The sequence below is a fragment of the Rhodovibrio sodomensis genome (genome assembly GCF_016583645.1).
In the GTDB taxonomy this organism is placed as follows: Bacteria; Pseudomonadota; Alphaproteobacteria; order Kiloniellales; family Rhodovibrionaceae; genus Rhodovibrio; species Rhodovibrio sodomensis.
In genome coordinates this window covers 1-14,519 of record NZ_NRRL01000112.1, presented here as the reverse complement: position 1 = coordinate 14,519, position 14,519 = coordinate 1, and the positions used below count along the sequence as shown (strand labels likewise).

The following is a 14,519-nucleotide window of genomic DNA, read 5'->3' as shown; positions in this document are numbered from 1 at the left end:
ACTGGAACCCCTCGGCCATATCCCGCCGGCGGAGGCAGAGGCGAAATTTTTCGAGCTGGACGATCAGGCCGCCATGGCGGCCTGATCGTCCAACCACCGCAGCCTCCGAGAAACCCGGGACACCTCAGGTGTTCCACTGGGCCGCTGATCGGGTCCGTGCGCACGTCTTTTTGTGCATGCTGGCCTACTACGTCGAGGCGCACATGCGATCATGCCTGGCGCCGATCCTGTTCGACGACCCCGATCCCGAGGGCGCTGACGCCGAGCGTGCCTCCGTCGTGGCGCCGACGGAGCCCTCGGAGGCGGCCACGCGTAAGACCGCTGCCCGGCGGACCGACGATGACCTGCCCGTGCACAGCTTCCAGAGCCTGCTCGCCGACCTGGGCACGCTGTGCCTCAACACCGTCAGCATGCCCAGCAACCCGGCCTACAGCTTCGATCAGCCGACCCAGCCCACACCGCCGCAGGCCAGGGCTTTCGAATTGCTCGGCATCAGCCCGTGATGTAGCCAGAGCGGACTCGCCCGTAGAGCCGATTCTTTGAGCGTCATCAGGGAGTTACTATTCTGGCCAAATACAAAGTTCAGGTTAAAGCGGGTCTACACCATCTCCTTCGCCGGGGTTGAAGACGGCGGCTATGTCGAGAAGCTCGGCTACATCGACCGGATGGACATCCGGGATCCGCACGACAAGGCCGTGCCTGGCGCGCAGTGCGACCGCTTCACCTTGCCGCTGGTGACCATCAAAGATGTCCACATGGTCGACGACCGCCACATCATCGTCGGCAACGACAATAACTACGGCGTTTCGATGGGTCGGCAGCTGGGCGAGCAGGACCATAACGAGTTTATTCTGCTGGAAATCCATGAACTGCTACAGCATGAGATGGAAGACTAACGTGCGGAAACAACGAAGGCGGGCGCTTGTCGCGGCTCGCGCCGGCTTTCATCCTGTTAGGTTATGGCCAGATGCAGTCGGTTGGGACCGGTAGCCGGTCGGCAGGAGTCCCTTTTTTACCAGACGTGGCCTGGGCGATGCGGATCGGCGAGGGATGACCCATCCCAGCCGATATCCTCTCGGCACGGGGCGTCAGGACGCGATACTAAAGCAGTCGAACGACCGGCATGGCTGAGTTGCTGACCAATTTGGGGGCGCCAATGGCTTCACTGTGGCCTATGATTTTGACCAGTTCTGTTGATGCCGTGGGCGTCTATACAGAACGCGCGAAAGCCGGTCTCGACGTTATGGAAGCTGACGCGCTCGACGTAGCCGGCCAAGGACTTCCTTTTCTAAGGGGGCGCCGTCGTTATCGAGGCCGGAACCCTAGTACACGTGATCGCGCCCGGGACCGTAAGCCGATCCCGGTCCGCCTTATTACTGGGAGTGCGCGCGAGCCCGCATGGCTTCGAAGAAGACGCTGAACACGCAGAACCTGGAGCGTCTGGGGGCGCGCCGGCTGGCCGAACTGCTCATGGAGATCAGCCAGGGTGACGGGGCGGCCAAGCGGCGCCTGCGGCTCGAGCTGGCCAGTGCCGCGGGGTCCGACGACGTTGCCCGCGAGGTCCGCAAGCGCCTCTCGACGATCGAGCGCTCGCGGTCCTTCGTCGACTGGCAGCAGCGCAAGGCGCTCGTGAAGGATCTGGAGACACAACGCCAGGCGATCGTGGAGCAGGTGGCCAAAGAGGACCCAGCGACCGCGCTCGATCTGATGTGGCGTTTTCTCGGTTTGGCGCACTCGGTTTTCGAGCGGTGCGACGACAGCAACGGCTCCGTCGCCCGGGTCTTCCAGAGCGCCTGCAACGACGTGGCCAATCTCGCCGAGGCGGCGAACGCCGACCCCGAGGAACTGGCCGAGCGCGCGTTCAACACGCTGACCGACAACGGCTACGGCGAGGTCGACGGCCTGATCCCGCTGCTGGCGCCGCACCTCGGCGACGGCGGACTGGCGCACCTCAAGGCGCGGATGGAGGCCTGGGCCGAAGAGACGCCGGAGCGGCCAGCTGAGGAACACCGTCACGTCATCGGCTACGGCTCCTCGGGCCCGATTTACGCCGACGACATCGATCGACGTCGCCGCGAAATGACCGCCCGTCACGCTTTGCAGCAGATCGCCGACGCTCAGGGCGACGTCGAGAGCTTCATCGCCCAGTACAGCGAAGCGGCGCAGCGCGCCCCGCAGATCGCCGCGGAGATCGGTAAACGTCTGGTCGCCGCCGGTCGTGCGGCGGATGCGTTGGCGTACCTCGACGCGGTGGATACGAAGCGGGCGGCCTGGCTGCCGGTCGAGTGGGAAGAGGCGCGGGCTAACGCCTTAGAAGCGCTCGGACGGAGTGAGGAGGCTCAGACCTTCCGCTGGGCCTGTTTCGAGCGAACGTTGAGCAAGCCCCACTTGCGCACCTACCTGAAGCGGTTGCCGGAGTTCGACGACGTCGAGGCGGAAGAGCGGGCGCTCGACGTCGCGCAGCGTTACAGCGGTTTCAACCGCGCGCTCTTCTTCTTGATCGAGTAGCCTGCATTGGCGCGAGCCGCACAACTCGTGCTCGATCGAGCCGATGAAGTTGACGGCGATCACTACGAGGTCCTCACCCCGGCGGCCGACGCGTTGCAGGAAAAGCATCCGCTGGCGGCGACGCTGCTACGCCGGGCGATGATCGACTTCGCGCTCGATCAGGCCCGCGTGAAGCGTTACCGACACGCTGCTAGACACTTCCGGCAGTGTGCGAGCGCCGCCACGATGATCGCCGACTTCGGGCGCTTCGAGACGCACGAAGCCTTCGAGAGGCGGCTGAAGAGTAGGCATGCTCGAAAGCGGGCTTTCTGGGATCTTGTGCGGGACGAGTAGCCCAGTAGTGATGGGTCGGCATGGGCTCGGATGCCGCTTGGCCCGGACTACTGGAACGATCCAGTTCAGTGCGGCCGAGCCCAGCGCCGTTTAGCGGTACTGGCGCAGGTCGTTGCCCGTTCAGGGTCTCTGCTACTGCTTGCCCAAGGCCGTGCGTTCATGTTATGTTCCATGTATGCAGCGGATCGCTCGGCCATTCACATTTCTGGGATTCCGCGACGTCGATGGCGTAAGACACGTAGTGCGTGTGTCCAGCGTCCAAACGCTTAGCGATGCCGATTTGGATCGTCAGGAAACCTTGCTCGTCGCGGCGAACCGCATGTACCGCGTTTCTCAGCCAATCGATACAATTTTAGACAAAATTGGTGGAGATTTGCGGGTGGTCGACGGCCATGGCGATTTTGGTTAAGGTTGAATTAAAGGCATTGCGTGGAAAGAAGAAATAGATGCTTGATTTTCTGGCTAAGGTTGCAGGTTTTTAATTGTGAGAATCGAAGTCAATTTTGCTGCTATATGTGAGATTCCGGCGACGTTTTTTGTGAGACGGGATTCTGGTAAGTCACTGATAAATCAAGAAACTCGGTGCACGGTTATCTGAGACGTCACAGTAGGCGCGGCTGTCGGCTCGGGCAAGATGCGAGGCGGAATCGCCTTTCAGCTGCATCTTGCGCTTTCTTCAGGGACTGAGAGCAAGATCGATATCCGGGCACGACGACTCCGCCCCGCCCTGTCCAAGTGCGCTCGTGCATGGGCGGGGCGGACGCCGTAGCGCGTCGCGTCCGAGGCGCGGTGCCCCGGCGGCAAGAGCAAGATGCTGCAAGGTGAAGCCACTTTTCAGCTGAATCCTGCTCTCTCTTCAAGCAGCTAGAGCAAAATTCACGATGAAGGTCGACCCGACCTTCATCGATTTTGCTCTAGGTCGGCAGACGACGCTACTTCGGCCGAAAACTGTAGATCGTCGTCTGGGTGTATTTCTCGCCGGGCCGCAGCACGGTGCTGGGGAAGTCCGGCTGGTTCGGCGAGTCCGGGAAGTGCTGGGCCTCCAAGGTGAAGCCGCCCCAGTGCTTGTAGGTCTCGCCGTCCTGGCCCTGCAGGCCGTCCAGGAAGTTGCTGGTGTAGAACTGCACCCCGGGTTCCGTCGTGTACATCTCCACGGTCCGGCCGCTTTCGGGGTCGGTGACCCGGGCGGCGAGCGCGTCGAGGTTGCCGGGGTTGTTCAGCACGTAGTTATGGTCGTAGCCGCCCTGCTCCGGCTCGGCGTACGCCAGCTGCTGGTGGTCGGCACGGATATCCTGGCCGATCGGCTTCGGCTGGGTGAAGTCGAACGGCGTGCCCGCGACCGACATGAACGCCCCGGTCGGGATCAGGGTGTCGTCGACCGGCGTGATCCGGTCGGCGTTGAGCATCGCCACCTGGTCCAGGATGGTGCCGTTCCCGGCGCCGGCCAGGTTGAAGTACACGTGGTTGGTCAGGTTCACCACCGTGGGCGCGTCGGTGACGGCCGAGTAGTGGATCCGCAGGTCGTTGTCGTTATTCAGGGTGTAGCGGACCGTGACCGCGAGGTTGCCTGGATAACCCATCTCGCCGTCCGGCGAGAAATAGGTCAGCTCGACCCCGACCCGGTCGCCGGTGCGGATCGGGCTAGCCGACCAGACCCGCTTGTCGAAGCCCTTGGTGCCGCCGTGCAGGCTGTTCGGGCCGTTGTTGACCGGCAGCTGATAGGTTTCGCCGTCCAGGGTGAAGGTACCGCCCGCGATCCGGTTGCCGAACCGGCCGATCAGGGCCCCGAAGTAGGGGCTGCGCTCGACGTAGCCCTGCAGGTCGTCGAAGCCGAGCGACACGTCGTCGATCTTGCCGTTGCGGTCGGGCACCCGGATCGACTGCACGATCCCGCCGTAGGTCAGGATGGTGACTTCCATCCGGTTGGCGTTGGTCAGGGTGTAGATATCGACCTCGGTGCCGTCGGACAGCGTGCCGAACGTGTCCTCGCTAACCCCCAAGCCGGCCGCCTGCGCGCCCGATACGAGGGCCATGGCGAGGCCGCACGCCAGCACGAAGCGGCCGACGCGGAAGTGATCTCGGATAAGCATTGCGTTTACCTCCCGTTCGCGCGCCTTTCTGGCGCTTGATTCACGGATAGGCTGGGAGGTTAGCAGCAAAAGTATGATTATACAATCTGGGCGGTATGCGCCGGTCTTATTCTAACCGACCATTATCCGCATGAAACCGCCGTCTGACGCCGAAACCGCGCGGGTAAGCCGATTATTCGTATGATCGATGAACGCCGTAGCTAGCCGGCGAAGGGCCGTTCGGGCAGGCCCGCAACGTCCAGGTCGACCGCCAGCAGGTTGCCGGCGAGCGGCTGGCGCGCCAGCGCCTGGGCGTCCAGCCCGATCGACGCCGTGGTGATGAACAGGGTCCTCAGGTCCGGGCCGCCGAAAGCGCACGAGGTCGGGCGCTGCACCGGCAGGTCCAGCGCGCGGTCGACGCGGCCGTCGGGGGCGTAGCGCAGGATCCGCCAGCCGTCCCATTGGGCGCTCCAGAGGTAGCCTTCGGCGTCGACCGTCGCGCCGTCCGGGTTGCCGGGCTGGTCGTGCGGCGGGGCGAAGACGCGTTTGTTCGCGATCGCGCCAGTGTCGGGATCGTGCTCGTAGGCGTAGATCGTCCGCGCCACCGTATCGGCGAAGTACATCGTACGGCTGTCGGGCGACCAGGCGAGCGCGTTGGGGATCCCGATCCCGCTTTCCAGTCGATGCACGCTGAGATCGGGGTCGACGCGGTACAGCGCGCCAGTGCTCTGGGTTTCATTGTCGTCCATCGTCCCCGCCCAGAACCGGCCCTGGCGGTCGCATTTGCCGTCGTTCATGCGGTTGCCGGGACGCTCCGGCTCGGGGCGCTCGATCCAGTCGAGGCCGCCGCCTTCGAGGTCGAAAAACGCGAAGCCGGATTGCAGCGCCACGATCGCGCCGCCGCCGGCGCGCGGGGCCGCGCAGCCGATCTGTTCGGGCAGCTGCCAGCGGTCGATCGCGCCCGACTGCGGGACCAGGCGCTGCAGCCGCCGGGCCTTGATGTCGACCCAATAGAGCGCCTGCTCGTCCACGGCCCAGGTCGGGCCCTCGCCCAGCGTATTGCCGACCTCGGCGACACAGCGTGGTTGCACGGTCCTCTCCCTATCGTCCAAGCGTCGGCGTGCCGGGGGCGTGTTGGCCGACCGGGGTCAGCCGCTGGCGTGCGCGGCCGTCTCCGGCTCGCTATAGCGTGCCCGGTCGAGCACTTCCTCGGTGATGTCGAGCAGCGAGACCATCGCCTTGCGCGCCGCGGATGCGTTGCCCCGGCGGACCGCCTCGAACACTTCGATATGCTTGTCGAGCGCGAACCGGCTGCCGACCTCCGGATGCGAGGTGACCGCGATCGAGGCCCGCAGCGCCTCCTCGATGGTGGCGCCGAGCCCGGACAGCAGCGGGTTGCCGCTGGCGGCGAGCAGCAGCCGGTGAAAGTCCACGTCCGCCTGGATCGTTTCGTCCGTGCGCTCGCCGTTGCCGCGGGCCATGCCCATGACCGCCTCGTGCAGTTTGGCGAGCATGTCGGGCTGGATGTTCTGCGCGGCGAGCGCGGCGGTCTCCGGTTCGACCATCCGCCGCACGGCGAACAGGTCGCGCAGGAACAATTCCCGGCTGACCGTCTGCTCGCGCCAGCGCAGCATGTCGGCGTCGAGGAAGTTCCACTGCAGCGGATCGTTGACCAGGGTGCCCACGCGCGGGCGCGACGACACGAGACCCTTGGCGCTCAGCATCTGGAGCGCCTCGCGCAGGCACGTCCGGCTGACCCCGAATTCCCGCAGCAGCTCGCTTTCGTGCGGGATCGGGTTGCCGGGGGGATATTCCTTGCGCAAAATCCGCAGCGCGAGGGTTTCGGCGACCTTACCCTTGAGGCGCGTAGCCGGAACGCGAAGCGTGTTGCTCATTTTGGCCACTGATCCTCCTGGTAAAAGTCATATAACACGAAATCCGTAGTGTTAAACAGGACGCCCGCGCGCCGCTTTCCGGGCCGGCTGTGCGCCCGCGATGCCGGGAACACGGCCGCATCTGAATGGGGCCTTCGCGAGGGAAAACCGGATCGCCCGCAACAACCTGTAGACGTCGGCATTGCAAAGATCATACTTATCGGGCTACGCGCGAGATAAATCGTCGCAGCAAGCGGCGGAAACAATAAGACAGAACGATCTTTTTTGGGAGGTAACGCGATGAACGTGTGGGTGCGAACCGCGGTGGCATGTGCCTTGTTGACGGTCGGCTGGGCCGGCAGTGCACCGGCCCAGGAGGTTAAATTCGAATGTGACAAGAGGTTTGTGTTCTTCCCCGGCGGGCCGCAGGGCGGGGCGTTCGCGTCGATCGTCTATAACGGCGCGCGCCTGGCGGAAAAGCAGACCGGCTGCAATGTCGAGTACGTCTGGTCGAACTGGAACCCGGAACAGATGGTCCGGCAGTTTTCCCAGGCGATCGGGCGCAACCCGGACGGTATTGCGGTTATGGGTCACCCGGGCGAGCAAGCGCTCGGGCCGCTGATCGAGAAGGCGCGCGCGCGGCATCGTGGTCACGACGCAAAACGTGGCCCTGCCCGAATCGGAAGCGAAGTACAAGAACGCCGGCTTCGGCTACGTCGGCGCCCATAACTATTCAGCCGGTCAGAACCTGGGCAGGGGGATCCTGAACCGCTGCGACGTCGAAAAAGGCGATTCCGCCTTCGTCTGGGGCCTGCTGGGGCAGGAGGCCCGCGGCCAGCGCACCAAGGGCGTGATCGACGCGCTGAAGAAGGCCGGGGTGAAGATCGAGTACCTCGAAATCTCCGACAGCGTGAACAAGGACCCGACCCAGGGCATCCCGACCTTCGCGGCGTTCCTGGCGTCCAACCCTGACATCAACGTCGTCGTGACCGACCACGGCGCCCTGACCGCGACGCTGCCGTCGTATCTCAAGGCCGCCAACCGCTCGGGCGAGAACACCTGTGCCGCCGGGTTCGATCTGTCGTCCGCCACGGTGCAGGGCCTGCAGAGCGGCAAGATCGACCTGGTGCTGGATCAGCAGCCCTTCCTGCAGGGCTACCTGCCGATCCATCAGCTGTATCTGAGCACCAAGTTCGGCTTCGCCGGGATGAACATCGACACCGGCGCGGCGCTGATTACCCCGCAGAACGTCGACGCGGTGGCGGACCTGGCGCAGGCCGCGATCCGCTAAAGCCGTCGGGTTGCCGGCTGGCCCCGATCGGCTGGCCGGCAACCTGTCCCGGCACCGGGGTGTCCCGGGCCAGTGTCTCCCATGCCTGCAGCGGAGCCTCTATCCATGAGCGAAAGCGAACCCGTCGCGCGGCTTGTCGACGTTCACAAGTCGTTCGGGCGGATCAATGTCCTCCAGGGCATCGATATGGAGGTCTATCGCGGTGAGATCGTCGCGCTGGTCGGCGACAACGGCGCCGGCAAATCGACCCTGATCAAGGTCATCACCGGCGTCCACCGACCGACCTCCGGCGAGGTCTGGATCAAGGGCGAGCGGGTCGAGATGCAGTCGGTGCAGCACGCCCGCCGGCTCGGCGTCGAAACCGTCTATCAGGAGCGCGCGCTCGCCGACCAGCAGTCGCTCTGGCGCAACATCTTCGCCGGCCGCGAGATCACCGGCCCGCTTGGGTTCATGAAGGTCGGCCAGCAGCGCCGGGAAGCCGAACGGCTGTTGCGCTCGCGCATGGGCTTCACCTCGCAGGCGTTCGAGGTCGACGGCGAGGTGAGCGGCCTGTCCGGCGGCGAGAAGCAGGGCATCGCGATCGCCCGCGCGCTCTACTTCGACGCCGAGATGATCATTCTCGACGAGCCGACCATGGGCCTCAGCCTGAAGGAGACGGACCGGGTGCTGGATTTCGCCCGCGGGATCCGGGAAGCCGGCAAGTCGGTCGTCTTGATCGACCACAACATCCTGCACGTCTACAGCGTCGCCGACCGCTTCATCGTGCTCGATCGGGGCCGGGTCGCGGCGCAGTTCACCAAGGACGAAATCAGCCGCGACCAACTCATCGATCTGATGGTCGAGCTTCACCAGACCGGTCAGGTGCACGTCGGATGACCACAGAAACGCAAGACACACCAGCGGGCCCCCGTCCGGAGCTCGCCATGCCGGCACGGCGCGAGCGCCTGCGCCTGTTCGTCAAGCGCAACCGCATCGAACTCAGCATCACCTGCATTTTCGTGGTGCTGTACGCGATCTTCATCATCGGGGCGCCGCAGGTCTATACCAACTTCGCCATCTACCGCTCGTTCATGTCGACGCTGCCGTTCATGGGGGTCATGGCGCTGGCCGCCACCTTCGTGATCACGCTGGGCGAGATTGACCTGTCGTTCCCGTCGGTGATGGGCATGTCCGCCTGGGGCTTCGGTGCCACCTTCGTGGCGAGCGGCAGCTATCCGCTGGCGGTCCTGGTCGCGCTGGGCATCGGCGGCGCCTGCGGTCTGCTCAACGGCGTCATGGTGGCGATCGTGGGCGTGCCGTCGATCGTGGCGACGATCGGGACGATGTTCTTCTGGCGCGGGTTCGTGAACGTGCTGGCCGAAGGCCAGGGCATCCCGCTGGCGAGCCTGACCGAGGTCTGGATGCACCCGATCTTCGTCGGCCGCATCGTCGGCGGTATTCCGATGCAGTTCGTGTGGTTCCTGGTGATCGCGGTGATCATGATGATGGTCTACCGCCGCCACGTGTTCGGCAGCCAGGTGCTGTTCGTCGGCGACAACAAGAACTCCGCGCACATGATGGGGATCAAGGTCGCCCGGGTGAAAATCCTCTGCTTCACGCTGCTGGGCGTGATGGCCGGCCTGGGCGCGGTGCTGCTGGTCTCCGAGGTCACCTACTTCTGGCCGACCACCGGCGACGGCTATCCGCTGCCCGCCCTGGGGGCCGTGTTCATCGGCGGCACGCCGGTGTTCGGCGGACGCGGCTCGATGTACGGCACCTTTATCGGCGTCCTGATCATCGGGTCGCTCGAAGCCGGCGTCGTCGCGTTGGGCATCCAGGGCTTCTACACCCAGGTGATCTACGGCCTGCTGATCACCATCGCGGTGACCATCTACGCCGTCATCATGCGGAGGAATTGATATGGCCGGCGGTAGCAACGACGCGACCTATCCCAGCCTGCGGGGCTGCCCGGTGCTGATCACCGGCGGCGCCACCGGCATCGGCGAGGCGACCGTGCGGCGCTTCGCCGGCCAGGGTGCCAAGGTCGGCTTCCTGGACATCGCGCAGGAGCAGGGCCGCGCCCTGGCGGCGGAGTTGAGCGAGGACGGTGCCGAGGTGTGCTTCGTTCCCTGCGACCTGACCGATATCGAAGCCCTGCGCGCGGCGATCCAGCAGGTCGCCGGCACGCTCGGCACGATCCGGGTGCTGGTCAACAATGCGGCGAACGATGACCGGCACGATTGGCGCGAGGTGACGCCGGACTACTGGGACGCGCGCCAGGCGGTGAACATCCGCCACCAGTTCTTCGCGATCCAGGCGGTCGCCCCCGGCATGATCGAGGCTGGCGGCGGCTCGATCATCAATTTCGGATCGATCTCCTGGATGCTCGGGCAGGGCGGCATGCCGGGCTACACCACCGCGAAGTCGGCCGTGCACGGTCTGACCCGCTCGTTCGCCACCGATCTCGGCCGGCACGGCATCCGTGTGAATTCGGTGACGCCGGGTTGGGTGATGACGCAGCGTCAGCTCGATCTGTGGGTGACCGATCAGGCGATGAAGGAGATCGAGCAGGGCCAGGTGCTGAACGGGTTCGTGCAGCCGGACAACCTGGCGCGCATGGTGTTGTTCCTGGCCTCTGACGAAAGTGCGATGTGCTCGGCCCAGAACTACATGGTCGACGCCGGCTGGCTCTAACTGTTTGAAGAGAGAGCAAGAGTCAGCTGAAAGGTGGCTTCACCTTGCAGCATGTTGCTCTAGACCCGGCGGCGCGCCCCCGCCAACCGCCGGACCGGCGCGATTGACGCAACCAAAGCTTGGTCCGTAGCATCCGAAGTTAACTAACAGCGTGCTGTCGGCCTCGATCGACGATGGATGGCCGGCCGCACCTACTGCGTCGAACGACAAGAACGATCCGACGCATCACCGCTTGAGCTGGGGAGGCTCATCATGAACCGACGTTTTCGAACCGCGGTCGCCGGCGGCGTGCTGGCGATGTTCGTCGGCGCCCTCGTGGCGCTGGCGCCGCGGCCTGCCGCCGCGCAGGACGATATCACCATCGGCGTGAGCTGGTCGAACTTCCAGGAAGAGCGCTGGAAGCGCGACGAAAGCGCGATGCGGGAAGCCATCGAGGCGGCCGGCGCCGAGTACATCTCGACCGACGCGCAGAGCCAGTCGGCCAAGCAGCTGACCGATGTGGAGAATCTGATCGCCCGGGGCGCGGATGCCCTGATCATCCTGCCCTGGGATGCCGCGGCGGTGATCCCGGCGGTCCAGTCGGCGCGCAACCAGGGGATCCCGGTGGTCGGCTACGACCGTCTAATCGAGCACCCGGAAGCTTTCTACATCAGCTACGACAACCGTGAGGTCGGCCGGCAGCAGGCGCGGGCGATCCTCAAGGTGCAGCCGACCGGCAATTACGTGTTCATTAAGGGCGCGCCGACCGACCCCAACGCCGACATCCTGCACAAGGGCCAGATGGATGTCCTGGGAGAGCGGATCGAGTCCGGCGATATCAAGGTCGTGGGCGAGCAGTACACCGACGGTTGGGCCCCCAGCGTCGCCCAGGAGAACATGGAGCAGATCCTCACCCGGACGACCAACGAGGTCGATGCCGTCGTCGCCTCCAACGACGGGACGGCCGGCGGCGCGATCTCCGCGCTCGCCGCGCAGGGCATGGCTGGGGCCGTCCCGGTTTCCGGACAGGACGCCGACCATGCGGCCCTGAACCGGATCGCCCGCGGCACCCAGACGATCACCGTGTTCAAGGATGCCCGCAAGCTGGGCCGCCAAGCCGCCGAGGTCGCGATCGAACTCGCCCAGGGCGCGGAGCTCCCGGACATTCCGAATACGCGCACCTGGGACAACGGTCCACGTGGCGTGCCGATGACGGCGCGCCTGCTGGAACCGGTTCCGATCACCCGCGACAACCTGAACGTCGTGCTGGAGGCGGACTGGATCGATCGGGCCACGCTGTGCCGTGGCGTCGAGACCGACGCGGTCGAGGTGTGCCGCTAGGGCGGCTTCGGCGGAACTGAGGCAGCCCTTGGCGATCCGACCGCGCGTCTGAGCTGCCAGGCGGCGCGGTGGCGGGCTAGAGCAGAATCGATGACGGTCGAATCGACCTTCATCTTGCTCTCACCTCAAGCAGTTAGAGCAAAATTCACAATGAAGGTCGACTCGACCTTCATTGATTTTGCTCTAGGGCGTGTCATGCGCCCGCCGCGGCCCGCCCCTTTGCCCCGTCGCCCCGCACCCGAATGCCGGCACGTCCGGTTCCACAGCACGGGAGGCCAGGCGCGCCCGCCATGGCAAGCGAAACCGACGTCTCGGAACACAGCGCGTCCGGCAGCCGGCCGCGCAATCGCCTGCGCCGGCTGATCGCCCAGGCGGAGATCGATACCCGCCTGGTCGGTATGGTCGTCGGCCTGCTGATTATCTGGATCGGCTTCGACCTCGTCACCGGCGGCCTGTTCATCACCCCGCGCAATCTGTTCAACCTGTCGCTGCAGGCGGCTGCCGTGGCGGTGATGGCGACCGGGATGGTGCTGGTCCTGGTGACCCGCAACGTCGATTTGTCGGTCGGCTCGCTGCTCGGCGTCCTCGCCATGGTGATGGGCGCGGTCCAGGTCTACGTTCTGCCCGACATCCTGGGCTACGGGCACCCGCTGATCTGGGTGCTGACGCTGCTGATCGGGATGGCGCTGGGCGGCCTGATCGGTCTGATCCAGGGATCGGTGATCGCGTTCGGCGGGGTGCCGTCGTTCATCGTCACCTTGGGCGGCCTGCTGATCTGGCGCGGCGCGGCCTGGTGGGTCACGCAGGGCCAGACGATCGCGCCCCTGGACGAGAACTTCAACGTGATCGGCGGCGGTATCAGCGGCACCATCGGCCCGATGTGGAGCTGGGTGATCGCGGTGCTCGCGGTCGCGCTCTTGTACGCCCAAATGTGGAACGCCCGGCGGCGGCGGCGCAAGTTCGGCTTTCCGCTGCGTCCCCTGTGGGCAGAGGGGGCGATTGCGGTGCTGCTCGCCGGCAGCATCGTCGCGGTGATCGCGACGATGAATGCCTACCCGCTGCCCGAGCGGGTGGCGCAGCAAATCCTCGACGCCCGCGGCGTCGAGCCGGGGGAGGGCGAGAGCGTTTACCTCGGCCACGGCTTGGCGGTGCCGGTGCTGATCCTGGCCGGGGTCGCGATTGCGATTGCGGTCCTGGCCCAGCGGACCAGGTTCGGCCGCCACGTGTTCGCGATCGGCGGCAACCCGGAGGCGGCCGAATTGGTCGGCGTGCGCACGCGGCGCACGGTGGTGCTGGTGTTCGGCTTGATGGGCGTGCTCTGCGCGATCGCCGCGGCGATCACCTCGGCCCGCCTGCAAGCGGCGTCGAATGGCCTGGGAACGCTCGACGAACTGCGGGTGATTGCAGCCGCTGTGATCGGCGGAACCTCGCTCGCCGGCGGCGTCGGGTCGGTGATCGGCGCGGTCCTGGGGGCGGTCGTGATGCAGTCCCTGCAGTCCGGGATGGCGCTGGTCGGGATCGCCGCCAGCCTGCAGAACATCGTGATCGGCCTGGTGCTGATCCTGGCGGTCTACCTGGACCGCCTGTATCAGCGCCGGCAATAGGGGAGACGGCCATGTCCGCCAGCACGTCCGCCAGCGCGATCGCCAGCCAGCCGCTGGTCGAGATGCGCGGAATGACCAAGGCCTTCGGCGGGGTCGTCGCCGTCGACCAGGTCGATCTGTCGCTGCGGCCGGGCGAGGTGGTCGGCCTGCTGGGCCACAACGGCGCCGGCAAGTCGACCCTGATCAAGCTCCTGTCCGGCGCGCTCAAGGCCGATTCCGGCGAGATCCGCGTGCAGGGCCAGCCGATCGTCATGGACAATCCGCGCAAGGCCAAGGACGCCGGGATCGAGACGATCTATCAGAACCTCGCCCTGGCCGAGAACCTGGACGCGGCCGCCAACCTGTTCCTGGGCCGGGAGATCCTGACCCGGTTCGGCTTCCTGGACGAAGTCGCGATGGAGAACGAAACGCGGAAGTTGATGAAGCGGATCAATCCGAACTTCACGAACTTCGTCCAGCCGGTTCACCAGCTCTCCGGCGGTCAGCGTCAGTCGGTGGCGATCGCCCGGGCGCTCTACTTCGACGCCAAGGTCCTGATCATGGACGAGCCGACGGCCGCCCTGGGCCCGCAGGAGACGGAGCAGGTCTCGGAGTTGATCCGGTCGCTCAAGCGCGAGGGCATCGGCATCGTAGCTGCTCACCCCCGGGGGTTGGGCCCGTGAGTTTCTAGCCTGCCGGATCAGTCCAGCAGCAGCTCGGGTCAGCTCTTTACGCCCGGATTGAACGAACCCGCTATCGCGGGGGTTAGCGGATAACAGGTGCGGGCGGGTCTCCTGCCTGAGACGATGGGGTTGCCGACCACCAACTCTCAGGACAGGAGTTTCCCAGATGGCCGACATCAGCCCTC

General features: G+C 65.5%; 14 protein-coding genes and 1 pseudogene. 12 read left to right on the top strand and 3 right to left on the bottom strand.

Going from position 1 to position 14,519, the window contains the following annotated elements:
* The first annotated feature begins 128 nt into the window (after window positions 1-128).
* From CKO28_RS22710 to CKO28_RS22695, 4 genes and pseudogenes are all read left to right on the top strand, one after another.
* Complete coding sequence (locus CKO28_RS22710; RefSeq protein WP_200343179.1) at window positions 129-503, top strand: hypothetical protein; 375 nt, start codon at window positions 129-131, stop codon at window positions 501-503.
* A 36-nt stretch (window positions 504-539) separates the two neighbouring features.
* Window positions 540-896: a hypothetical protein gene (locus CKO28_RS22705; RefSeq protein ID WP_200343178.1), complete on the top strand. Its 357-nt coding sequence runs from the start codon at window positions 540-542 to the stop codon at window positions 894-896.
* Between the two features lie 502 nt (window positions 897-1,398).
* Window positions 1,399-2,841 (top strand): annotated as a pseudogene (locus tag CKO28_RS22700) (DUF6880 family protein).
* Window positions 2,842-3,088: 247 nt separating this feature from the next.
* The gene (locus CKO28_RS22695; protein ID WP_200343177.1) at window positions 3,089-3,250 is read left to right on the top strand and encodes a hypothetical protein; all 162 of its coding nucleotides are present in this window, start codon (window positions 3,089-3,091) and stop codon (window positions 3,248-3,250) included.
* Between the two features lie 523 nt (window positions 3,251-3,773).
* Here CKO28_RS22695 and CKO28_RS22690 read toward each other — a convergent pair.
* The 3 genes from CKO28_RS22690 to CKO28_RS22680 form a co-directional block, all read right to left on the bottom strand.
* Window positions 3,774-4,931: an aldose epimerase family protein gene (locus tag CKO28_RS22690; protein WP_200343176.1), complete on the bottom strand. Its 1,158-nt coding sequence runs from the start codon at window positions 4,929-4,931 to the stop codon at window positions 3,774-3,776.
* 200 nt (window positions 4,932-5,131) lie between these two features.
* Window positions 5,132-6,001, bottom strand: a complete 870-nt coding sequence (locus tag CKO28_RS22685) for an SMP-30/gluconolactonase/LRE family protein (RefSeq protein ID WP_200343175.1) — start codon at window positions 5,999-6,001, stop codon at window positions 5,132-5,134.
* 57 nt (window positions 6,002-6,058) lie between these two features.
* Window positions 6,059-6,805, bottom strand: a complete 747-nt coding sequence (locus CKO28_RS22680) for a FadR/GntR family transcriptional regulator (RefSeq protein ID WP_200343174.1) — start codon at window positions 6,803-6,805, stop codon at window positions 6,059-6,061.
* 279 nt (window positions 6,806-7,084) lie between these two features.
* Between CKO28_RS22680 and CKO28_RS22675 the strand changes: the two genes are divergently transcribed.
* The 8 genes from CKO28_RS22675 to CKO28_RS22640 all read left to right on the top strand — a co-directional run bounded on the left by CKO28_RS22675 (window position 7,085) and on the right by CKO28_RS22640 (window position 14,334).
* The gene (locus CKO28_RS22675) at window positions 7,085-7,513 is read left to right on the top strand and encodes a type 1 periplasmic-binding domain-containing protein (RefSeq protein ID WP_200343173.1); all 429 of its coding nucleotides are present in this window, start codon (window positions 7,085-7,087) and stop codon (window positions 7,511-7,513) included.
* Window positions 7,449-8,075 (top strand): substrate-binding domain-containing protein, encoded by a 627-nt coding sequence (locus CKO28_RS22670; protein ID WP_200343172.1) that lies wholly within the window; start codon window positions 7,449-7,451, stop codon window positions 8,073-8,075. Before CKO28_RS22675 ends, CKO28_RS22670 begins: the two co-directional genes overlap by 65 nt.
* Window positions 8,076-8,180: 105 nt before the next feature.
* Entirely contained in the window at window positions 8,181-8,951 is a 771-nt protein-coding gene (locus tag CKO28_RS22665; protein WP_200343171.1) for an ATP-binding cassette domain-containing protein, read from the top strand.
* 47 nt (window positions 8,952-8,998) lie between these two features.
* A complete protein-coding gene (locus CKO28_RS22660; protein WP_200343170.1) occupies window positions 8,999-9,973 on the top strand; it encodes an ABC transporter permease in 975 nt (324 codons plus the stop codon).
* A 1-nt stretch (window position 9,974) separates the two neighbouring features.
* The gene (locus CKO28_RS22655) at window positions 9,975-10,748 is read left to right on the top strand and encodes an SDR family NAD(P)-dependent oxidoreductase (RefSeq protein ID WP_200343169.1); all 774 of its coding nucleotides are present in this window, start codon (window positions 9,975-9,977) and stop codon (window positions 10,746-10,748) included.
* Window positions 10,749-11,000: 252 nt separating this feature from the next.
* Window positions 11,001-12,068, top strand: coding sequence for a D-xylose ABC transporter substrate-binding protein (gene xylF / locus CKO28_RS22650; RefSeq protein ID WP_437127651.1), 1,068 nt, complete (start codon window positions 11,001-11,003; stop codon window positions 12,066-12,068).
* A gap of 290 nt (window positions 12,069-12,358) precedes the next feature.
* A complete protein-coding gene (locus CKO28_RS22645) occupies window positions 12,359-13,672 on the top strand; it encodes a sugar ABC transporter permease (protein ID WP_200343168.1) in 1,314 nt (437 codons plus the stop codon).
* An 11-nt stretch (window positions 13,673-13,683) separates the two neighbouring features.
* A complete protein-coding gene (locus CKO28_RS22640; protein ID WP_437127650.1) occupies window positions 13,684-14,334 on the top strand; it encodes an ATP-binding cassette domain-containing protein in 651 nt (216 codons plus the stop codon).
* The last annotated feature ends 185 nt before the right edge of the window (window positions 14,335-14,519 follow it).

What these genes read in the sequence shown, in the direction of transcription:
- CKO28_RS22640 (WP_437127650.1), top strand. Translation starts at nt 13,684, where the DNA reads ATGTCCGCCAGCACGTCCGCCAGCGCGATCGCCAGCCAGCCGCTGGTC.
- CKO28_RS22665 (WP_200343171.1), top strand. Translation starts at nt 8,181, where the DNA reads ATGAGCGAAAGCGAACCCGTCGCGCGGCTTGTCGACGTTCACAAGTCG.
- CKO28_RS22660 (WP_200343170.1), top strand. Translation starts at nt 8,999, where the DNA reads ATGCCGGCACGGCGCGAGCGCCTGCGCCTGTTCGTCAAGCGCAACCGC.
- CKO28_RS22690 (WP_200343176.1), bottom strand. Translation starts at nt 4,931, where the DNA reads ATGCTTATCCGAGATCACTTCCGCGTCGGCCGCTTCGTGCTGGCGTGC.
- CKO28_RS22645 (WP_200343168.1), top strand. Translation starts at nt 12,359, where the DNA reads ATGGCAAGCGAAACCGACGTCTCGGAACACAGCGCGTCCGGCAGCCGG.
- CKO28_RS22675 (WP_200343173.1), top strand. Translation starts at nt 7,085, where the DNA reads ATGAACGTGTGGGTGCGAACCGCGGTGGCATGTGCCTTGTTGACGGTC.
- CKO28_RS22680 (WP_200343174.1), bottom strand. Translation starts at nt 6,805, where the DNA reads ATGAGCAACACGCTTCGCGTTCCGGCTACGCGCCTCAAGGGTAAGGTC.
- xylF (WP_437127651.1), top strand. Translation starts at nt 11,001, where the DNA reads ATGAACCGACGTTTTCGAACCGCGGTCGCCGGCGGCGTGCTGGCGATG.
- CKO28_RS22655 (WP_200343169.1), top strand. Translation starts at nt 9,975, where the DNA reads ATGGCCGGCGGTAGCAACGACGCGACCTATCCCAGCCTGCGGGGCTGC.